General features: G+C 52.5%; 19 protein-coding genes. All 19 read left to right on the top strand.

Annotated elements, in window-relative coordinates:
- A partial coding sequence (locus VMT71_12850; GenBank protein ID HVN24852.1) for an MtrB/PioB family outer membrane beta-barrel protein occupies nt 1–1321 on the top strand: 1321 nt, incomplete at its 5' end.
- A 165-nt stretch (nt 1322–1486) separates the two neighbouring features.
- Nucleotides 1487–3322: an ATP-dependent zinc metalloprotease FtsH gene (ftsH, locus tag VMT71_12855; GenBank protein HVN24853.1), complete on the top strand. Its 1836-nt coding sequence runs from the start codon at nt 1487–1489 to the stop codon at nt 3320–3322.
- The gene (gene folP / locus VMT71_12860) at nt 3294–4115 is read left to right on the top strand and encodes a dihydropteroate synthase (protein ID HVN24854.1); all 822 of its coding nucleotides are present in this window, start codon (nt 3294–3296) and stop codon (nt 4113–4115) included. Before ftsH ends, folP begins: the two co-directional genes overlap by 29 nt.
- Nucleotides 4116–4152: 37 nt before the next feature.
- Nucleotides 4153–5517 carry a phosphoglucosamine mutase gene (glmM, locus tag VMT71_12865; protein HVN24855.1) on the top strand — a complete coding sequence of 455 codons (1365 nt, stop codon included), beginning with the start codon at nt 4153–4155 and terminating at the stop codon, nt 5515–5517.
- On the top strand, nt 5510–6241 hold the full coding sequence (gene pdxJ, locus VMT71_12870) for a pyridoxine 5'-phosphate synthase (GenBank protein HVN24856.1): 732 nt from the start codon (nt 5510–5512) through the stop codon (nt 6239–6241). Before glmM ends, pdxJ begins: the two co-directional genes overlap by 8 nt.
- 62 nt (nt 6242–6303) lie before the next feature.
- Complete coding sequence (gene acpS / locus VMT71_12875; protein ID HVN24857.1) at nt 6304–6690, top strand: holo-ACP synthase; 387 nt, start codon at nt 6304–6306, stop codon at nt 6688–6690.
- Nucleotides 6691–6839: 149 nt separating this feature from the next.
- The gene (locus tag VMT71_12880; GenBank protein HVN24858.1) at nt 6840–8411 is read left to right on the top strand and encodes an NAD(P)H-hydrate dehydratase; all 1572 of its coding nucleotides are present in this window, start codon (nt 6840–6842) and stop codon (nt 8409–8411) included.
- On the top strand, nt 8374–8835 hold the full coding sequence (gene tsaE, locus VMT71_12885; GenBank protein HVN24859.1) for a tRNA (adenosine(37)-N6)-threonylcarbamoyltransferase complex ATPase subunit type 1 TsaE: 462 nt from the start codon (nt 8374–8376) through the stop codon (nt 8833–8835). Before VMT71_12880 ends, tsaE begins: the two co-directional genes overlap by 38 nt.
- Nucleotides 8789–10021, top strand: coding sequence for an aspartate kinase (locus VMT71_12890; protein ID HVN24860.1), 1233 nt, complete (start codon nt 8789–8791; stop codon nt 10019–10021). The genes tsaE and VMT71_12890 overlap by 47 nt, the downstream gene beginning before the upstream one ends.
- Nucleotides 10018–11589 (top strand): citramalate synthase, encoded by a 1572-nt coding sequence (gene cimA / locus VMT71_12895; GenBank protein ID HVN24861.1) that lies wholly within the window; start codon nt 10018–10020, stop codon nt 11587–11589. The genes VMT71_12890 and cimA overlap by 4 nt, the downstream gene beginning before the upstream one ends.
- Complete coding sequence (locus VMT71_12900) at nt 11586–12038, top strand: alpha-isopropylmalate synthase regulatory domain-containing protein (GenBank protein HVN24862.1); 453 nt, start codon at nt 11586–11588, stop codon at nt 12036–12038. The genes cimA and VMT71_12900 overlap by 4 nt, the downstream gene beginning before the upstream one ends.
- A gap of 103 nt (nt 12039–12141) precedes the next feature.
- Nucleotides 12142–14055, top strand: coding sequence for a molecular chaperone DnaK (dnaK, locus tag VMT71_12905; protein HVN24863.1), 1914 nt, complete (start codon nt 12142–12144; stop codon nt 14053–14055).
- Between the two features lie 38 nt (nt 14056–14093).
- A complete protein-coding gene (gene lon / locus VMT71_12910) occupies nt 14094–16472 on the top strand; it encodes an endopeptidase La (protein HVN24864.1) in 2379 nt (792 codons plus the stop codon).
- 157 nt (nt 16473–16629) lie between these two features.
- Nucleotides 16630–17787: a class I SAM-dependent rRNA methyltransferase gene (locus tag VMT71_12915; protein HVN24865.1), complete on the top strand. Its 1158-nt coding sequence runs from the start codon at nt 16630–16632 to the stop codon at nt 17785–17787.
- Between the two features lie 56 nt (nt 17788–17843).
- On the top strand, nt 17844–18764 hold the full coding sequence (locus VMT71_12920) for a thioredoxin domain-containing protein (GenBank protein ID HVN24866.1): 921 nt from the start codon (nt 17844–17846) through the stop codon (nt 18762–18764).
- Between the two features lie 280 nt (nt 18765–19044).
- A complete protein-coding gene (gene rpsL / locus VMT71_12925; protein HVN24867.1) occupies nt 19045–19419 on the top strand; it encodes a 30S ribosomal protein S12 in 375 nt (124 codons plus the stop codon).
- Nucleotides 19420–19446: 27 nt separating this feature from the next.
- Nucleotides 19447–19917, top strand: coding sequence for a 30S ribosomal protein S7 (gene rpsG / locus VMT71_12930; protein ID HVN24868.1), 471 nt, complete (start codon nt 19447–19449; stop codon nt 19915–19917).
- 3 nt (nt 19918–19920) lie between these two features.
- The gene (gene fusA, locus VMT71_12935) at nt 19921–22002 is read left to right on the top strand and encodes an elongation factor G (protein HVN24869.1); all 2082 of its coding nucleotides are present in this window, start codon (nt 19921–19923) and stop codon (nt 22000–22002) included.
- On the top strand, nt 21995–22122 hold a 128-nt coding region (locus VMT71_12940; protein ID HVN24870.1), incomplete at its 3' end, for a GTP-binding protein. The genes fusA and VMT71_12940, both read left to right, overlap by 8 nt.

A 22122-nucleotide genomic window follows, 5' to 3' on the forward strand; every position in this document is an offset into this window, starting at 1 on the left:
CGGTGACGTACAGTACTGGAATGTTGCGGCGAACCTCACGTCCAACCCCTGGAAAAACCTGTCCACGAAACTCTACTACAAGTATACAGACAGGAAAAACAAATCTGATACAGTCGATTTTTACAACACCAGCACCGGGGCTTTCGTAGGTTCCAACGAACTCTTCGATTACCAGAGAACCACGTACGGTGCAGAGGCTGCCTACCGTTTTACACGGAATTTGAAAGGTATCCTGGGGTATGAATACAGTGACCTGCAGCGCCGCGCGCATGAATCGGAACTGGGCGAGGCACACGAGGATCCCACCAGCGCCGAGGTGGGTATCAAGGACACGTGGACCAACACGTGGAACGCGCAGCTCGTCTGGAATCCGCTTGATTGGCTTGGCACAAGGCTGAAGTACCAGAAGATGTACAGGGGCGCGACCTTCAACATGTCACCCGCCGCGGTTCTGACCCCGTCCGACCCTAATAATGCCAACACTGTGCTCGATAGCTACAGGCGTGATTACTACGCGGCCAACAAGACGCAGGACATGATCAAGGCCACGTTCGACCTGACGCCGCTGGCCAACCTCAACCTCGCGTTGGAGTACGCCTTCAAGCACGATTCGTACGACAAGCAGGTGCTCGGCTTCTACAAGGCGCAACAAAACGAGTTCATCATGGACGGATCGTACGACTGGAAGGGCAACAAGTTCTTCGGCTTCTTCGATTACGACGTGACCTGGACAGACCAGCAGACGCGCAATGTTGGTGTTCCGAGCCCCATGCCTGCGCCTAGCAGCCCTCTTTTTCCCAACCCCCTTCCAAACGCCGCGCCTAATGCGAACGCCTATAACTGGCGCTCAAGCCTGCAGAACAGCAACTACGCCTATGGTGCAGGAGGGTCTTTCCCGATCATAAAAGACAAGCTTTCCTTCATCGTGCAGTACGATTTCCAGAAGAACAACGGCACGGCCGATTTCACGTCCCAATTCATAAGCACGAACCCGGCCACGGCAATCGCCTTGAATCCGAACTTGCTGAACATCAACCCGTGGGACGACTATACCATGCAGTCGATCTCCGCGCGGCTCAAGTACAATGTCACGAAGCAGTTCGGTCTGATGTTCGGCTGGGTGTACCGCCAGATGAAGTATAACGACGGCCAGATTCCCGCGCTTGATCCTGTGCAGGGTACCACCAACGCTTTTAACGTGGTCGGCTATCGCTATGTGATGCCGTCGACGGGCACAGTCAACACCTTGCTCTCCGGTGCCTACACGGACCAGAACTACAACGCGAATATCTTCTATCTCAAGGCGATGTATAGCTTCTAGCGAGCAATCGTGCGCGAGCACAACGGGGACCTTACGGGGTCCCCGTTTTTTGTGCAGGCTTGTCGCGGAACAGGCTCCGTTGTTCCGGGTCCTTCCGGCACATTTCTTGCTTAGATGGGCTCACGCTGTTGAAAATACAGGGACTACTGTGATACAACTAGAGCCATGATAAAAAACAAGAACCTAAATCCCTTGAACAAGGGGATATTCATCTGGCTTTTCGTCATTCTCATTGTTCTTTTCCTCTTCAACGTCTACCATAAGCCCAAGCGACATTACGAGAATATTATGTTCAGCGACTTCGTCGAATCGGTAAAATCCGGCAAAGTGGCGTCAGTCGTGATGCAGGGAAAGAACATCACAGGCGTCTTCAAGGACGGCGGGGAATTCAAGAGCTACGCGCCTGATGACCCCGAACTCGTCCGAACCTTGAGAGACTCCGGCGTGCGAATTCAGGCGAAGCCTGATGAGGATTCCGGAATCTGGCAATCGATATTCGTCTCCTGGTTCCCCATGCTGCTTTTGATCGCGGTCTGGATCTTTTTCATGAGACAGATGCAGGCCGGAGGCGGTAAAGCACTGGCCTTTGGCAAGAGCAGGGCGCGCATCGTGAATGCAAGGGAGAATAAAGTCACGTTTCAGGACGTGGCCGGGATTGAAGAAGCAAAGGTAGAGCTGGAAGAGATCATTGAATTTCTGCGGGACCCGAAAAAGTTTACGAAGCTTGGCGGTCGCATACCCAAAGGCGTGCTCCTTGTGGGGCAGCCCGGCACGGGGAAGACTCTGCTTGCTCGTGCCATTGCGGGAGAGGCAGACGTGCCCTTCTTCAGCATTAGCGGCTCTGATTTCGTGGAGATGTTTGTCGGCGTCGGCGCATCCCGCGTGAGGGATCTCTTCAACCAGGGCAAGAAGAACGCACCCTGCATCATATTCATAGACGAGATAGATGCGGTCGGTCGGCACAGAGGGGCGGGCTTGGGCGGAGGGCACGACGAGCGGGAGCAGACGCTCAACCAACTGCTTGTTGAGATGGACGGCTTTGAATCGAACGAAGGCGTCATCATCGTGTCAGCCACCAACAGGCCGGACGTGCTTGACCCGGCGCTCCTGAGGCCCGGGAGATTCGACCGGCAGATCGTGGTCGCTATTCCGGATGTCAAAGGCAGGGAGGCGATCCTGGGCGTTCATACGAAGAAGACAGTTCTTTCCAAGAACGTTGACCTGTCCATTGTGGCGCGAGGAACTCCCGGGTTTTCCGGTGCCGATCTTGCGAACCTCGTGAATGAGGCGGCCCTTCTCGCCGCGAGGAAGAATAAGAAAGAGATAGAGATATCCGACCTTGAAGAAGCCAAGGACAAGGTGTTGATGGGCGTGGAACGCAAGAGTATGATCATACCGTACGAAGAACGGCGCAACGCCGCGTACCATGAGGCCGGGCACGGACTCGTTGCGAAGATGATCCCGGGTTCAGACCCCATACACAAGATAACCATCATCCCGCGAGGTCGGGCTCTCGGCATCACGCAACAGCTTCCCATCGATGAGCGTCACACGTATCCGCGAGAGTACCTCATGGATAACATCACCATTCTCTTAGGGGGCAGAGCCGCTGAAGAACTGGTCCTCAATCATCAGACCACGGGCGCAGGGAATGACATCGAAAGAGCCACAGAGATAGCCAGAAAGATGGTGTGCGAGTGGGGCATGAGCGACAAACTCGGGCCGCTCAACTATGGAAAAAAAGAAGAGCACGTCTTTCTGGGCAAAGAGATCCAGCGTCCGAGAGATGTCAGCGATGAGACTGCTCAGGACATAGATGGTGAACTGAGGCGCATCGTAACCGATTGTTTTGAACGGGCCCGCCGGATTCTCCGCGAAAACAGTGACGTGCTGCACGCAATCGCCAAGAACCTTCTTGAAAAAGAAGTCCTCGATGGGCAAGAGATAGACAGGATAATTGAGGAACTCAGGAATGGGGTGGAGGCAGCGGTTCGAGGATAGACCCCTCATCATGGGCATCCTCAACGTAACGCCTGATTCTTTCTATGACGGGGGAAAATTCTACCCGCAGGACGTGGCAATAACACACGCGTTGCGCCTTATAGAGGAAGGTGCCGATATACTAGACGTCGGAGGAGAGTCAACGCGCCCTTACTCTGACGCTACGCCTGCCGAGGAGGAGTTGCGCAGGGTTATTCCTGTGATCAGGGAAATAAGAGCTCGCTCTACCGTCTTTTTGTCCGTCGATACGTATAAAGCGGCTGTTGCCAGAGAGGCTATCGAAGCGGGTGCCGACATGATCAACGACATAAGCGGTCTCACTTTTGATCCCGAAACGGCCTCGGTCGCGGCGCAGTCGGGTGTGCCAGTGGTTATCATGCATACCAGGGGTAGACCTAAAGAGATGCAGGTAAATCCCGGATACGAGGATGTAATCGGCCAGATAAAAGAATTCTTTGTTGATAGAGTGCAGTACGCGAAGCAATGCGGCGTCCAGGATTCCAACATCGTTCTCGATCCGGGAATTGGTTTTGGCAAAAGAGTCGAGGACAATCTCACGATCATCAAGGATCTCCGTCGATTCAAAGAGCTGGGGTACCCTATTCTGATAGGCACGTCGATGAAAGGCTTCATTGGAAAACTCGCAGGCTCTCCTGAATTGGAAGAGAGGATCGAGGGGACTCTGGCAAGTCTTGCGCTCTCGCTCTGGAATGGCGCTGACATTCTACGGGTGCATGACGTGAAGAAGGCAAAAAAAGTGGCTGCATTTGTTCAGGCAGTGATGGCGGCCTGATCGGCCTGCCCTGCGGAAAAAAGCTAAGGTGACTGGCATGAAACGGCTGTTCGGAACCGATGGTGTTCGCGGCGTGGCAAATGTATATCCAATGACCTCTGAAGTGGCGCTTAAGATCGGAAGGGCTGTTTCCCATGTCTTCAAGGAGCGGCATGGCAGGGGAAGAATAGTGGTAGGAAAAGACACGAGGCTCTCGGGCTACATGCTGGAAACAGCAATTGCGTCAGGTATCTGCTCCACCGGGCTCGATGTCTGGCTTGTGGGTCCGCTTCCCACTCCAGGGATCGCCTTCATTACGCGCAGCATGCGTGCCGATGCGGGCATAGTGATTTCAGCCTCGCACAATCCCTATCAAGATAACGGGATTAAGATTTTTTCAGGCGAAGGCTTTAAATTGCCGGACGAGTTGGAGTCAGAGATTGAAAGAATGATCATGGACGGCAGTATCGACGAGATTCGTCCCGTAGCTTCTGAAATCGGCAAGGCACATCGTATCGACGACGCTGTGGGGCGCTATATAGTTTTCCTTAAGAATACCTTCCCCCAGGAACTCACCCTCTCAGGGCTCAAACTGGTCGTAGATTGCGCTCAGGGCGCGACGTATAAGGTGGCGCCGGCTGTCTTTGAGGAGCTTGGCGCGCATGTGGTCGCCCACGCTGTGGAACCGGATGGAGAGAATATCAACAAAGAATGCGGGACACTCCATCCGAATGTGCTAAGGGAACTGGTGTTGGACAAGAACGCCCACATTGGTGTGGCTTTCGACGGAGACGGAGACCGGGTGCTCTTCGTTGACGAGAAGGGTGGGATCGTAGATGGCGATACACTCATGGCGATTTGTGGCAGATACCTGAAAGACAGGGCCTTTCTGAAGAAGAATACTGTCGTGGCGACGATTGCCAGCAACATGGGTCTGGACGTGTGTTTGAAGCGGGAAGGGGTGCGGGTAGTCAGAACAGATGTGGGTGACCGCTACGTGCTGGAAAGGATGCTCCAGGAGGGCTTTAATTTTGGTGGCGAGAAGTCGGGCCACGTAGTCTTTCTCGACCACAATACCACAGGGGACGGGATTGTCACGGCATTGAAGGTGCTGAACATCATGGTAGAGAAAGGGGCGACCCTGAACGACCTGAAGGCGGGGTTTGAAGAGTTTCCTCAAGTGGAGCTTAATATCGGGGTGAGAGAAAAGAAGCCATTGGATAAAGTTCCCGAGTTGCGGAAAAAAATTGAGAGCGTTGAAAAGGCGTTGCGGAAAAAGGGCAGAGTGGTAGTACGATACTCTGGGACGGAGATGCTCCTCAGGATCATGGTGGAAGGAAAGAACCATGATCAGGTAAAGGATTACGCACAAGAGATCGCGGAAGTTGCCCGAAAACGCCTTTCGGAGAAGTATCATGCCTGAGCTTATGGTGAATATTGACCACGTTGCGACATTGCGTGAGGCGAGAGGAATCTATTACCCGGAGCCCGTCTATGCCGCAGGCATCGCGGAAATGGCAGGTGCATCCGGGATTATTGTCCATCTGCGTGAAGACAGACGCCACATTAAAGACAGGGACGTGCAGATCCTGCGTCAGGTAGTGAGGACGAAATTGAACCTTGAAATGGCTGCCACGGATGAGATGGTTGCCATAGCTCGGGAGATAAAACCGGAGATGGCAACGCTGGTGCCGGAAAAGAGGCAGGAGCTCACCACCGAGGGTGGGCTCGACGTTGTTCTTCTCAAGGATCGCCTGATGCGGGCTGTGAGCCGCCTGAGAGAAAGCGGGATCAAAGTGAGCCTCTTTATCGATCCTGCAGAGCCGCAGATCGCCGCTTCAAAAGCGACGGGTGCTGAGATGATCGAACTCCACACCGGAAGGTACAGCGACGCGCCGGAAGAGGCTTCCCGGCTCGCGGAGTTAGAAAAAGTTCAGCTGGCCGCAAAAATGGGGAGTAGCCTGGGTCTCATGGTGAACGCAGGACACGGCCTTCACTACCATAACGTGGCCGATATCGCGGCTATCCCGGAAATCAAGGAACTTGCCATCGGACACAGCATCATAGCGCGGGCAGTCTTTGTGGGGCTGGATCGGGCTGTGACGGATATGATTGAACTGATAAAGTCCGCGAGCAGTAAGCAGTGAGCAGTTGACAGCGCAAGGCAGAGGTCTTCGGTAGCCGATGGTTAGTGAAAAGAGGTCAAGAAATGCTGTGCCTTTGGCCTTATGCCTTGATCCTTGCGCCTGAGGTGAATGTGATCGGCATTGACATCGTTGATGTATCGAGAATAGCGGCGCTCAAAGTACGTCATGGAGATCATTTTCTGAAGCGGATATTCACCGATTTGGAAATAACCTACGCACAGCGCAAGAAAAGATGGGCCGAAACGCTTGCAGGACGCTTTGCTGCGAAAGAAGCTTTCATGAAGGCATTCGGGAGGCGTCTGCCATGGAGGGAGATAGAGGTGCTGGCCGGTGACTCCGGACAACCGTTCATTTCCTTTCGGGGCTCCCGTTACGAGGGTGTGACCATTTCTCACGAGAAAGCATACGCAGTGGCAGCAGTAGCCATAGAAAAGGAGGTGAAATCCTAAATCCTAATCGCCAAATTCTAAACAATATCTAATGTCAAATGACCGAAGACAAAAGCAGGTAAGCTGGATTAGTCTTGGAACCTGGAAATTTCGAAATTGTTTAGGATTTCGATAGTAGGATTTCGGGTTTGCTTCGCAGGAGGTTCTTGATGAAAGTGCTCTCTCCTGAACGCATGAAGCGATACGATGATTACGCTATCAATACATGGGGTATTCCTTCAGCAGTGCTCATGGAGAATGCGGGAAGGACTACGTACCGTCTTCTCAGAAAAAAATATCTTACCGAAAAGAAGAAGCTGACAATCTGCTGTGGCAGGGGGAACAACGGAGGGGACGGATTTGTCATCGCAAGGTACGCGCTAAGAGATGGGTTCGAGACGTCTGTGGTTCTTACGTGTGAACCGGAGGACCTGAAAGGCGATGCAGCCCTTAACATGGAGCTCTATCGCAAATTGAACGGAGCGATGACCGTTATAAGAAAGCTCGCTGATATCCGGCAGAAGCTCAAGGAAGCAGAACTTCTCATTGATGCTATTTTCGGTACAGGGTTGTCAAAAGAAGTGCAGGGAATCGAGAAAGCTCTCATCGAACAGATGAATGCATCGAAAAGGCCCATTGTCGCAGTGGATATCCCCTCAGGTCTCGATGCCATGAGCGGTGTGCCACTGGGTGTGGCCGTCACGGCGGATAGTACCTATACCTACGGGTACGCCAAGATAGGGCAGCTCCTCTATCCGGGTGCGGCCCACGTGGGCGAACTTACGGTAGTGGACATTGCTCTTCCTCCAGCTGCTGAAAAGGATATCGGCGTAGATGCAGAGGTTGTCGACGGCGATATGCTGAGAAGTTTTCTGAAGAGCCGCAGGCCGTTTAGCCATAAAGGGAGCTTTGGCCACGCCCTCATCATTTCGGGCTCGACAGGCAAGACCGGTGCAGCAGCAATGGCGTCCGACGCCGCGCTCAAGATAGGAGCCGGTCTTGTGACTCTGGTGATTCCGCGGAGTCTCAACGCTATTATGGAAACCAAGTTGACAGAGGTCATGACCTTCCCCGTGGAGGATAACGGGAAGGGCCATCTGGCTGAGGACGCGTTCGACCAGATTGAATCGTTTGCCCGCGATAAAGACGTGATCGTGATCGGTCCGGGCCTCTCAACCACCGAAGAAACAATGACGCTGGTGCGGAAGCTGTACGTCGAGCTGGACAAGCCCTTTGTCGTTGATGCGGATGGCATTACCAGCTTTCAAGGCCATGAACGGCTCATCAGGAAGAAAGAAAAGAGAGCCGTTTTCACGCCTCACCCCGGAGAGATAGGCCGTCTGGTGGGCTTGAGTCCCGCAGAGGTTAATGCAGACCGATTGAACATCGGCCGCAGGTTTGTCGCAACCCATGGCATCGATCTTGTGCTGAAGGGAGCGCGGACGACCATTTTTGGCGCTGACGGCTCTCTCTTCATCAATCCTACAGGCAACGCAGCGCTTGCAAAAGGCGGAAGCGGTGATATACTTACTGGTTTTATAGGCGGCCTTCTATCGCAGGGCTACACATCGCTGGAGGCTTCTCTCCTCGGGGTCTATCTTCATGGCTACATTGCGGATACCTGGGTCGCCACGAGAAGCGATATGGACCTTGTAGCAGTAGACCTGCTGAAGGGAGTCGGCGAAGCACTGCGGGAATTAAGGCGTGGAACGGATAGAACTTATATCAAGAGGGCCCTCTGACACGGTTGCGATCGGCGCAGCTATCGGAGAATTGTCGAGGGCCGGTGATGTGTTTCTTCTTTACGGCGAGTTAGGATCAGGCAAAACGCAGTTCGTTAAGGGCCTGGCGAAGGGCCTGGATGTGCCTGACTGGGAACACGTGCTTTCGCCGTCGTTTACTCTGCTCAATGCGTATGCGGGCAGACTCGGGTTGTGCCACGTAGACCTCTACAGGCTGGAAAGCGTGGACGTGAATGAATTAGGCATTGAAGAGCATCTCGATGATGCTGTCGTGGCTGTCGAATGGGCTGAAAAATCTCTATGGTGGGATAACACCATTAAGGTGAGTATTACCGTCACGAGCGAAGAGGAGAGATTGATCGTTTTGGAGGTTGCTGATGCTGGTCGTGCAGAAGTATGGCGGGACATCCGTCGCAAATCCTGAGAGAATAGCGAACGTAGCCAAACGGGTGATCGAATACAAGAAGCAAGGTAATGGACTCGTTATAGTTGTTTCTGCGATGTCGGGCGAAACAGACCGTCTGCTGGGGCTCGCGCATGGCATCGCAAAATTCCCGGATGAACGGGAGGTCGATGTGCTGATATCGACGGGCGAGCAGGTTACTTCCGCCCTTCTTGCGATTACGATGAAAGAGATGGGGTATGATGCTGTGTCGGTTCTGGGGCATCAGGTGCCGATAGTCACTGACTCTGCTTTTGGCAAGGCGCGTATCTCCGACATAGAGGAAACCAAAATCAGGGCAGAGCTCGCGAATGGCAGAGTCGTGGTGGTGCCGGGGTTTCAAGGCGTAGACGAGGAGGGTAATATTACCACCCTCGGCCGCGGAGGCTCGGATACCACTGCAGTAGCGGTGGCAGCAGCACTGAAGGCCGACGTATGCGAGATCTACACTGATGTCGATGGTGTCTACACGACCGATCCCAACATCACCAGCAAAGCGCGCAGGCTGGAAAGGATATCCTACGATGAGATGCTGGAGATGGCATCTCTCGGGGCCAAGGTCCTGCAGATCAGATCAGTTGAGATGGCCAAAAGGTACAAGGTCCCCCTTCTGGTTAAATCATCGCTGACCGAAGGCAAAGGCACGCTCGTCTGTGAGGAGGTACCGGAGATGGAGCAGGTAATTGTTTCAGGCGTAACGTATAACAAGAACGAGGCGAAGGTCACGGTTAACGGAGTGCCCGACCGTCCGGGCGTTGCCTCCAGGATATTCACGACGCTTGCCGATGCGAATATCGTGATAGACATGATCGTCCAGAACGTGAGCCATGACAAGAAGACGGACGTCACCTTTACTCTTGGCAAGGCTGACGCAAAGAAGGCGCAGAAGATTATGGAGGGACTTTCTGCGGAAATCGGGGCGAAGACTGTCGAAGTGGACGAACGCGTCGCCAAGGTTTCCATAGTAGGCCTGGGAATGCGGTCTCACGCGGGCATCGCAGCTAAAATGTTTGCCTTGCTCTCCAATGAAGGCATCAACATCGAGATGATCGGCACCTCGGAGATCAAAATTTCCTGCGTGATCGGTGAAAAGTATGGAGAGCTGGCTGTACGGGCGCTGCACACGGGATTCGGGCTTGACGCCGAAGATGTCCAGGAGGAGCGGTGAGGATCGATTTTTACGATACCACCTTGCGCGACGGAGCCCAGTCCGAAGATATCTCATTCTCTCCTCTCGATAAGCTGAGAATTACTGAAAAGCTGGACGAATTCGGTATGGACTACGTGGAAGGGGGGTGGCCCGGCTCGAACCCTAAAGATCTGCAGTACTTTCAGGAGGTGAAGAAACTGCCACTGAAGCACACGAAGATCGTGGCCTTTTCCAGCACAATACGGTCAGGAGTCGAGGCTGAAGAGGATGAGAGCATGAGAAGTGTGCTGGAGGCGGACACCAGGTACGTGGCCGTGGTGGGCAAGAGCTGGGACCTGCACGTCAAGGATGCGCTGAAGGTGAGTCTGGAAGGTAACCTCAGGATGATCGATCAGACAATCAGATGTCTGAAGAAACATGACCGCGTCGTCTTCTTTGACGCGGAGCATTTTTTTGATGGGTTCAAGAGAAACAGGCAGTATGCGATAAAGGTGTTGAAGACTGCTGAAGAGGCAGGAGCCGACGTGCTGGTGCTCTGCGATACCAATGGCGGCAGCATGCCTTACGAGATAGCAGGCGCGACTGCCGATATCCATAACAGCTTCGCCCTGCCCCTCGGTATCCATGCCCACAATGACACGGAATCAGCCGTAGCAAACAGTATTATGGCGGTCAAAGCCGGCTGCGCCCACGTTCAGGGCACGTTAAACGGTTACGGTGAGCGGTGTGGTAACGCAAATCTTTGTTCGATTATTCCCAACATCATTGCGAAGATGGGTTACGGCGCATCTGACCGGGTGCACCTCGAGAAATTAAGAGATCTGAGCCTCTTTATTGACGAGATGGCCAACCTTGTTCCAGACAAACACAGGGCCTATGTAGGTGACGCTGCTTTTGCGCACAAGGGCGGGCTACACGTGAGCGGCGTGCGAAGAAATCCGGCGACATATGAGCACGTTGAGCCCCAGCTTGTGGGAAACAGGCAGCGGGTGCTCGTCTCAGATCTTTCCGGCGAGAGCACCATTCTTTACAAGGCCAAAGAACTTGGCATCGAAATTGAAAAAGAAAAAAGGGCTGTCAAAGAGGTATTGAAGAAAGTCAAGGAGCTTGAGCACGGAGGGTATCAGTTCGAAGGCGCTGAAGGCTCTCTCGAGCTCCTTATGAAAAGGGCGCTTGGCATACACAGGAAATACTTTGATCTGGTCGGCTTTAGGGTGATTGTTGAAAAGAAAGAGAGAGATACATCTGTTTCGGAAGCCACTATACTCGTCAAAGTGGGTGACAGGGTGGAACACACCGCCGGGTTAGGCAGTGGACCCGTCCATGCCTTGGATAACGCCCTGAGAAAGGCCCTGCTTAAGTTCTATCCTGCACTGGGAGAGGTTTCGCTTTTGGACTACAAAGTGAGGGTGCTCTCCAGTAAGGACGGGACCGCATCCGTTACGCGTGTGTTGATCGAATCGACCGACGGTAAACGAACCTGGGAGACGCTTGGCGTATCAGAGAATATTCTTGAGGCGAGCTGGCAGGCCCTCGTAGACAGCATCGATTATAAGCTGCTTCTCGAAGAGGAGAAGGAGCAATGAAGCGATTGCTGAATATAAGGGACGCAACAAAGGAGCTGAATATTCTGCGAGCCCTGGATACGTACAAGAAGCCCTTCAGTGTGGTCGGTTCGTACAGACTTATCGATGACGGCCTGAGACCTGAAGCAACGGTCATCATAAGGACAGAACAAGCCGAGATGCACGAAGCGTCGACAGGCGTAGGCCCCGTGGATGCGCTGGCCAACGTTCTTGAAAAATCACTAGGGTCTATCTTTCCCTTTATCAGAGAGGTGAAGCTGGTTGATTTCGCCTCACGCATAAGTGACAGGAGATCGGGTACCGCAGCCAGGGTCGAAGTCTCTATTGTCTTCACCGATGGCGAGGAAACCTGGAGTGTCGCGGCCGTCTCCGCGAACATCAACATGGCTTCTTTCGCCGCGCTTGTTGACGGCTTTGAGTATGCCATCCATTTAAGAAAAAGCAATTAAAATAAATATTTGCAGGGCTTTTTAGGATACAAAGCATGTTGACAAGCGGCGTGGTCGAGCTTATATTAGCATCTGTACACAAATCGACTTGGAGGGTAGTGCGATGGCTAAAAAGGTGATTGGAATTGATCTTGGTACCACATTTTCTGTTGTGGCAATTATGGAGGGTGGGGACCCGAAGGTCATCATCAACGAAGAGGGGAACAGACTCACCCCGAGCGTAGTTGCGTTCACAAAAGAGGGCGAAGTGCTCGTCGGTCAGGTGGCGAAACGGCAGGCGATCACCAACCCTGAGAATACGATTTTTTCTATAAAGAGGTTCATGGGGAGGCGATACAGCGAAGTCCAGGGGGAGCGAGTTCCCTACAAGCTCGTGGGTGATTCGAATGGCAATGCCAGAGTGGAGGTCCGGGGAAAGCAGTACACGCCCCAGGAAATATCAGCGTTCATACTGCAAAAGCTTAAAAAATCTGCTGAAAGTTATCTTGGGCAGACTGTTGAAGATGCGGTCATCACTGTGCCTGCGTACTTTAACGATTCCCAGAGGCAGGCGACGAAGGATGCCGGTAGAATCGCCGGTCTCAATGTGCTGCGCATCATCAACGAGCCCACCGCGTCAGCCCTTGCCTACGGACTGGATAAACAGAAGAATGAAACGATAGCAGTGTACGACTTTGGGGGAGGCACTTTTGACATCTCAATCCTGGAAGTAGGCGACAACGTGGTCGAAGTGAAATCGACCAATGGTGACACGCACCTCGGCGGAGACGACATCGACGAGCGGGTCATGGACTGGATCGTAGCAGAATTCAAGAAGGACCAGGGCATTGACCTCTCCAAGGACAGAATGGCCCTTCAGAGATTGAAGGAGACAGCGGAAAGGGCAAAAATCGAGCTCTCAACAACCATGGAGACAGAAATAAATCTGCCCTTCATAACTGCTGATCAATCGGGGCCGCGACATTTGAACATGAAGCTTACGCGTGCGAAGCTGGAGCAGCTCTCTGATGATCTCTTCCAGAGATCGATGGAGCCCTGCAAGAAGGCGCTGGACGACGCCAAATTGAAGCAGTCTGATATCCACGAGGTTGTGCTCGTAGGAGGATCGACCAGGATTCCCAAAGTGCAGGATCTGGTCAAGCAGTTCTTCGGCCGCGAGCCGCATAAAGGGGTCAATCCCGATGAAGTCGTTGCGCTTGGAGCAGCAGTTCAAGCAGGTGTGCTTGCCGGCGAGGTGAAAGATGTGCTGCTTCTGGATGTGACGCCGCTCTCGCTGGGCATTGAAACGCTTGGCGGTGTGATGACAAAGATCATAGAGAGGAATACCACAATACCTACAAGAAAGAGCCAGATCTTTACCACGGCTGAAGATAACCAGACAAGCGTGGAAATCCATGTGCTGCAGGGTGAAAGAGAGCTCGCCAGGGACAATAGAACCCTCGGGCGCTTCCATCTCATAGGCCTCCCGCCCGCGCCCAGGGGCATGCCGCAGGTAGAGGTGACGTTTGATATCGATGCCAACGGCATTCTCCATGTCACCGCAAAAGATATGGCTACGGCCAAAGAGCAGAACATAACAATAACAGCCTCCACGGGGCTTACGGAGCAGGACATCCAGAAAATGGTGAAGGATGCGGAGACCAACGCGGAGGAAGATAGAAAGAAAAAGGAAGAAGTGGAGGCTCGTAATCAGCTCGATAATCTCATTTATGGCACAGAGAAGACGCTGAATGAAAGCAAAGACAAGCTGAGTGCGCAGGACATCAGCTCTGTCGAAAGTGCAATCTCAAGCGCAAAAGAAGCCCTCAAGAGCGGCGAACTGAGCAGGATTAGGCCGGCCATAGACGAAATGACAAAAGCGTCCCACAAAATCGCGGAGCTTCTCTACAAGAAAACGACTGAGGCCCAGGCCGGAGGCGGCGGTCCGGAACAGCAGCAGGCACAGAGGCCGGGAGGCGGCGGCTCGCGCGGCAATGATGACGTCGTGGACGTCGAGTTTGAGGACGTGAAGAAGTAGCAACAGAGCAGACATCAGCAGGACAATTAGGAGGATAAATGGTAATTGGCTATAAGAATGATAAAAGCTCGAAGGAAAAGCTCTTCATTCCTGCCGAGCTTCCTATACTGCCTCTTCGCGGTACGGTTGCATATCCAGATCTGATCATACCACTGGTTGTGGGGAGGGAAAAATCGATCAGGCTGGTTGATGATGCGATGTCGAGGGACAGGCTTATTGGGATTATCACCCAGAAGAACCCCGACATAGAGGAACCGGGCCTCGAAGATCTCTACACGGTAGGGTGCGTGGCTACCATCATGAAAATGGTTAAAATGGTAGATGGCAGTCAGCGCATCGTAGTCCAGGGACTGTGCCGTTTCAAGCTGATCGAGTTCTCTGAGACGGAACCGAATTTCAGGGCACGCGTGCTTCCTGTTTTTGAGGAGTACCAGAAAGACATCGAAATAGATGCGATGTACATAAACCTGAAGAATCTTTTCAAGAAGGCGGTGGAGATTGCGCCGTATCTCTCTTCTGAACTGGCACAAATTGCGGCAAAGATTGAGAGCCCCGGAAATCTGGCGGACCTGGTCGCGTCTACCATAAATATCAGCGCGGCTGAGAGACAGGAAATCCTTGAGAAGATAGACATCAAGGAGCGGCTCAAGAAGGTGACAATCCTGCTCAATAGGGAGCTGGAAACGCTAGAACTGAGCACCAAGATACAATCCCACATAAAGGAAGGCATAGACAAGACGCAGCGTGAGTATTACCTCAGAGAACAGCTCAAAGCAATACAAAAGGAGCTGGGCGAGGTAGACGAACGCTATACGGAAATTGACGAGTTGCGGAAAAAGATGGTCGAAGCTAAGATGCCGCCCGACATCCAGAAGGTCACGGAAAAAGAGCTTGACCGACTGTCCAAGATGAGCCAGATGTCTGCCGAATACACAGTATCCCGTACCTACATCGATTGGCTGGTCGAGCTTCCCTGGACACGGGCCACCGAGGATAACCTCGTGATAGAAGATGCGCGTCGCATCCTTAACGAGGATCACTATGACCTCGAAAAGGTAAAGAAAAGAATATTGGAATACCTCGCCGTGAGGAAGCTCAAGTCGGACATGAAAGGGCCGATCCTCTGTTTCGTGGGGCCTCCCGGTGTCGGAAAAACATCCCTGGGCAAGTCAATCGCCAGGGCCCTTGGCCGGAAATTTATGAGAATCTCACTCGGCGGCATACGGGACGAGGCAGAGATCAGGGGGCACCGGAGGACGTACGTCGGGGCGCTGCCGGGAAGGGTGGTACAAGGAATCAAAAAGGCAGGATCGAACAACCCTGTGTTTATGCTGGACGAGGTGGACAAGATAGGTATGGACTTCAGGGGTGATCCCTCCAGCGCGTTGCTTGAAGTTCTGGACCCCGAGCAAAACTTTTCTTTCAGCGATCACTACCTTGAGGTGCCCTTCGACCTTTCAAAGGTGATGTTCATAGCGACGGCAAACCTTCTTGATCCTGTTCCTCCTGCATTGAAGGACAGGATGGAGGTTCTTGAGCTGCCAGGGTACACCGAAGAAGAGAAGGTGATGATAGCCCGTGAATTTATAATCCCCAAGGAGCTTGGTGAGCATGGACTTACTGCCGATCAGCTCGCTTTTGATGATGAGGCGCTTAAGCTGGTTGTACGGTCCTACACGAAAGAGGCGGGCGTGAGAAACCTGGAGCGGGAGATTGCTGCGATCTGCCGATCTGTTGCGAGGGATGTTGCAGAGGGCAAGACAGAGAAGACCAATGTTGCAGCGGACGATATTCACAAGTTACTCGGGCCTATCAAGTTTTACTCAGAGATCGCAGAGCGCACGAAATACTCGGGCGTTGCGACCGGGCTTGCCTGGACCTCGACCGGCGGCGACATCATTTTTGTTGAGGCCACGAAGATGCCGGGGAAGGGCAGCCTTTCCCTGACCGGGCAGCTGGGCGATGTGATGAAAGAGTCGGCGCAGGCCGCTCTCAGCTACATACGGAGCAAGACTCAGGAGTTTCATATTCCGGAAGACTTCTTCGAGAAGCAGGATCTGCATATACACGTGCCGCAAGGCGCCATTCCCAAGGACGGGCCTTCTGCCGGCATAACGATGATGGTAGCTCTTGTCTCGCTGTTGACCGACAAGCCGGTAAGGAACGACGTGGCCATGACGGGTGAGATCACGTTGCGCGGTCTCGTGCTGCCGATAGGTGGAGTAAAGGAAAAGGTGCTGGCAGCAAAGCGAGCAGGCATCAAGAGCGTGATGCTCCCTAAGATGAATGAAAAGGATTTGGAAGAGGTGCCGGAGACCGTCAAAGAGAATATGAAATTCAAGTTCATAGAGAGGGTGGATGAGGGGATAGATTATTGTTTGACCCATCCACCGGAAGAAGCGTCAGCCTCCAGCTAGCGCTGCGACGTAAGACTTCGAAGGGCCAAGGGTTGAGTTTGCTATAACCTCTTGGCCCTTTTAATTGTGCCTGTAAGATACTCCTTGCCCTCTCCCTTCAAAGCCTTCAAAGTCCTGATTGTTGACTTCTCAGCATTTTTCCGCAATATATTCAAACATGGAACGAGTTGTTGTAGGCAAAGCTGGTGAGAATTCCTTAGCGTCAGGGCACCTTTGGGTCTTCAGCAATGAGGTACAGGAGAGGCCTGAGCATGTGCGCGCGGGCGAACTCGTTGAAGTTCAGAGCGCTAAAGGTGCATTCCTTGGTATCGGTTACATCAATCCTCAGAGCCTGATCATGGTGCGTATGCTGACGAGGCGGCGTATTGCCATCGATGAAGTGTTTTTTGAGAAAAGGATCAGCAATGCCTTGAAATGGCGTGGGGGCCAGTTCGGAGAGAACTTCAGAGTCGTGAACGCAGAATCAGATTTTCTGCCCGGTCTCATCATTGACAAATACGAAGATGCGCTCGCAATACAGATAGTGACGTGGGGCATGGAGCACCAGAAGGAGACGATTATTGCAGCGTCGGAGCGCGTACTTTCACCTAAGAACATCGTGCTGCGGAATGAGAGTTCTGCGAGAGAGGAAGAGGGATTGCCGCAGAACGCGCAGGTGGTAAAGGGCAGCCTGAAGCAGGAGATGACTGTGAGGATAGGACCGCTGCGCTTTCTTGTGGACCTGATCAGCGGTCACAAGACAGGCTTCTACTTTGATCAGCGGGAGAACAGGCTCTTGACCAGGGGGTTTGCACCGGGTGCGACAGTCCTCGACTGTTTCTCCTACACCGGCGCTTTCGGCGTGCACGCGCTGTTTTACGGTGCGCGAAGAGCCACCTTCGTCGACTCATCGGTAAGAGCCCTAGAGCTCGCCCGGGAAAATTTGAGGATCAACAAACTCTCCGGCGGCGAATTCATAAAGGCAGATGCGTTTGATTTTCTGAAATCAGGCTCTGAGGAATATGATCTTGTGATACTCGACCCTCCAAGCTTCATAAAGTCCAAGAAAAAAGTGAAGGAAGGGGAAAGGGGTTACATCGACCTTCACAAGAAGGCGCTGAGGAGGCTTGCGGACAGTGGCTCTCTCTTCACGTTCTCTTGTTCTCACCACATGAAGAGACAGAGGTTCAGAGACCTGGTCAGGATAGCTGCTTACGCTAAGGCTGATGTCTATCTGCTCCGTGAACTGACGCAGAGCCCCGATCACCCGGTAGTGCTGACTATCCCGGAGACTGAATACTTGAAGGGGTTGATTCTGAGGGTATCAAGGCGATAAGATAAGGTTCGACTTGAGTGGTGCGTGGGCTTAAGCGAAGGGTGGAAGATTCGTTTATGAAAGAACCCACAAGAGGCAGATACATCGCTAACCTCATATTGCCCCTGGTAGGCATCGGGATTATATTTTATTATAGTATCTGCGGCCAATCGTGCGCCTATCTGAAGGGAGGGATTTTCGGATTTAACCTCACGTATGTGGGGCTGGTCTTCGCCGGTATACTCTTCGTCGCAGCTCTGCTCAAGTGGGAGACCATTCAACTCCTGTTACTCTCGGCTGCTGTGGGCACTGAGGGTTACCTGGTTGCGTTTCAGGTACGTCAGGGCGTGTACTGTCCCTACTGTCTTCTTTTCGGAGGTGTTCTCTTGGCGCTTTTTGTGATGAACTTCCGGCTGTCACGGAAGTTTCTTATGGTCATTTCAATCGTTCTTGGTTTCCTGCTTTTTGCCATATTCTTCCAAGGCGCGACCAGACCGGTATTCGCGGACAACGTGCTTATGCCCTCGTTTGGCAATGGAAAGGTGAAAGTGCGTATTTATACTGACTATTTCTGTGGCCCTTGTTCAGCACTTGAGCCGAGGCTGGAGAATATGCTTGTCCAGCTGGTAAAGCGCGATACGGCGAATCTTACGTTTATTGACACGCCTATCCATGCTCCAACACCCACCTATGCGAGATACTTCCTGTATATCCTCAATGAAAAATCAGACTTCGATTACGTGCTGCGCATGAGGGCGGCCCTTTTCGAGGCGGCTAAAGCAAATATTACCGACAAAGAAAAGCTTGAACAGTACCTGCACAAAAACCAGGTCCGGTTCAAGCAGTTCGACACAAAAGCGACTTTCACTGCACTCCAGAGATACATTGACGAAGACGGCATCAACAGTACACCCACCGTGGTAATCTATAATGGGCAAAGCAAGAACGTTTACAAGGGGGGGGCGGAGATTATAAAAGGGCTGGAGCAGTTAAAATAGTTCCCGTGACAACCTTTTCCTTTGAATTTTCTGACGCTTACGGTGCCCGTTACTGCCTTCTTTCAAAGGTGGCCCAGTGTGAAAAGAGTGCGATGCCCGAGGGCATGCTTTTGTGGCGTGAATTTGGGTGGGTACCCCTCTCTTGTCTAACAGCTTGTCAGGCCAAAAATCACTTGACAAGGCAGGGTTAAAGTGATATTATCCTCCAGCTTTTTCCGAATCATCAGGCAAAGCTACGCATAGCTATCCCTTAAAAAGGGATTATTTTTTTGGAGGAACGATGCCTACTATTAACCAACTAGTAAGGCGAGGGAGAGAAGCCGCTAAAAATAAGAGCGCATCGCCTGCCCTCATGAGTTGTCCACAGAGACGCGGAGTCTGCGTGAGAGTTTACACCACTACACCGAAGAAGCCGAACTCTGCCTTGCGTAAAGTGGCCAGGGTCAGGCTTACGAACGGCATGGAAGTGACCACATACATACCCGGTATCGGCCACAACCTTCAGGAACACTCTGTAGTGCTGATTCGAGGTGGAAGAGTTAAGGATCTACCAGGTGTACGATACCACATCATCCGCGGTTCGCTCGACGCCAGCGGTGTGCAGAACAGAAAAAAGAGCAGATCCAAGTACGGCGCAAAGAAACCGAAGCAATAGCATAAGCTTTTACCAAGGAGGAGAGTAGTGCCCAGAAAAGGAAGGGTGTCCAAAAGAGAACGATTGGCCGATCCCAAGTACAACGATGTTCTGGTGCAGCGGTTTATCAATTGCGTAATGCTGGACGGCAAGAAGAGCCTTGCCAGCAGATTGGTCTACCGTGCTTTCGACATGATAGAGAAGAAAACGAAAGAGGATCCCTTCAAGGTCTTCACCAAGGCCATGGATAACGTGAAACCCGAACTCGAGGTGAAGGCAAGGAGAGTCGGTGGCGCAACCTACCAGGTCCCTATTGAAGTACGGTTGGACCGCAAGATATCACTGGCAATCCGCTGGATATTAAAGTACGCGCGGGAACGCTCGGAAAAAACCATGACGGACAAACTCGCGTCAGAAATTATCGATGCCTACAATAACAAAGGTGGAGCCATAAAGAAAAGAGAGGATACTCTCAAGATGGCTGAGGCTAATAAAGCCTTCGCCCATTACAGGTGGTAAAGAGTGCAGGAACTTATTAGAAACGTCGGCATCATGGCTCACATCGATGCCGGCAAGACGACAGCAACCGAACGCATCCTGTTTTACACGGGAGTGAACAACAGGATCGGCGAAGTGGACGAAGGAACGTCCACCATGGACTGGATGGAGCAGGAGAAAGAGCGCGGCATCACGATCACTGCAGCAGCCACCACCTGTTTCTGGAGAAATCATCGGATCAACATCATCGATACCCCGGGGCATATCGATTTCACAGTAGAAGTGGGACGGTCGTTGAGGGTTCTCGACGGGGCTGTAGCTCTTTTTTCAGGTGTCGAAGGAGTTGAACCGCAGTCCGAGACGGTCTGGAGACAGGCTGATCGTTACGGAGTTCCGCGCATCGCGTTTGTCAACAAGATGGACCGACCCGGCGCTGACCTCGACAAGTGCGTCGGAATGATCAGAGACATGCTGAAGGCTAACCCCGTGGTTCTCCAGCTGCCCATCGTGGAAAATGACGAGTTTTTGGGCGTAGTCGATGTCATAAACCAGAAGGCCTACCTGTACGATAATGACCGGCTTGGAAGCGAGTATTCGGTAGCCGAGGTGCCCGCGAGACTTAGGGTCCGTCTCGAAGCCGCGCGTGAAGCGGTGTTCGAGAGACTGGCTGAAATTGACGACGACCTGATGGAGGCTTATCTCCACGGTAAAGAGATTCTCGCCTCTGATCTGAAACGGGTCATCAGAAAAGGCACCCTGAACGAGAGTGTCTTGCCGGTGCTCTGCGGATCTGCCTTCAAGAATAAAGGGATTCAATTTCTACTGGACGCAATAGTTGATTACCTGCCTTCTCCCATCGATGTGTCTCCCTACACCTGCTGGACAGAAGAGGGTCAGGAACAGCAGTTGATCGGCTCGAAGGAGGAACCCTTTAGCGGTCTCGTTTTCAAGATCATGAATGACCCTTTCGCCGGACAGCTCAGCTTTATGCGTATTTATTCAGGGAGACTTCGCCACGGCGAAACAGTGCTCAACAGCTCAAAAGGAAAGACAGAGAGAATAGGCAGGATCCTGAGACTCCACGCTAACAAACGAGAAGAAGCAAAGCACGTCGAGGCGGGAGACATATGCGCGGTGTCAGGCCTGAAGACCGCATCCACGGGCAACACGTTCACTAACCCGGACAGTCCAGTGCTCTTTGAAACGATAGAGGTGCCGACACCGGTTATCTCCGTTGCAATAACCCCCAAGAAAAAAGATGATCTTAAGAAAATGTGGTTCGTCTTCAACCAGTTCACCATTGAAGACCCGTCTTTGACGGTCAAGATGGATAACGATACGGGAGAAGTGATTCTCTCCGGCATGGGAGAGCTCCACCTCGACATCGTGATGGATCGGGCGAAGCGCGAGCACAATCTGGAGATGACCTTTTCCGCGCCTCAGGTAGCTTACCGCGAGACGATCACTAAGAAAGCTTCATCCGTTGGTAAATACGTGAAGCAGTCGGGTGGCAGAGGCCAGTATGGACATGTGGTGTTGGAGATTTCTCCCCTGGAAGGCAAGGAATTCGAGTTTGAGAACAAGACAGTGGGTGGCGTCATCCCGAAGGAATACATGGCGAGTATTGAGAAGGGCGTAAAGGAAGCCCTGGAGAAGGGCGTTATTCTCGGCTACCCGCTGCTCAACATTAAAGTGGACCTGGTCGACGGTTCGTATCACGAAGTTGACTCCTCGGAATTGGCGTTCAAGCTGGCAGCCTCGATGGCCTTCAAAGAGGCAGTGAAAAAAGCAAACCCCATTGTGCTGGAGCCGGTCATGAAGGTTGATGTTAACGTACCTCCTGATTACCTCGGATCAGTTGTTGGTGACATGTCAGCGAGACGCGGGAGAGTATCGGCAATTGATGACCGGAATGATGCCAAGTATATAGTCGGCTATGTACCGTTGGGCGAAATGTTTGGTTATGCCACTAATTTACGGTCGATGACCCAGGGACGGGGTTATTACCACATGGAGTTCTTCCACTATGCTCCTGCCCCGGCACACATTTTCGAAGCGCTAAAGAAGACCAGAGAAAAAACAGTTACGGAGGCACTCTATGGCTAAGAAAAAATTTGAGCGGACGAAACCCCATGTGAACGTCGGTACCATAGGGCACATCGATCATGGGAAGACCACCCTCACCTCAGCCATCACCCGCTGCCTTGCCAATAAGGGCATGGCAGA

It is taken from the genome of Syntrophorhabdales bacterium (genome assembly GCA_035541455.1).
In the GTDB taxonomy this organism is placed as follows: Bacteria; Desulfobacterota; Syntrophorhabdia; order Syntrophorhabdales; family WCHB1-27; genus JADGQN01.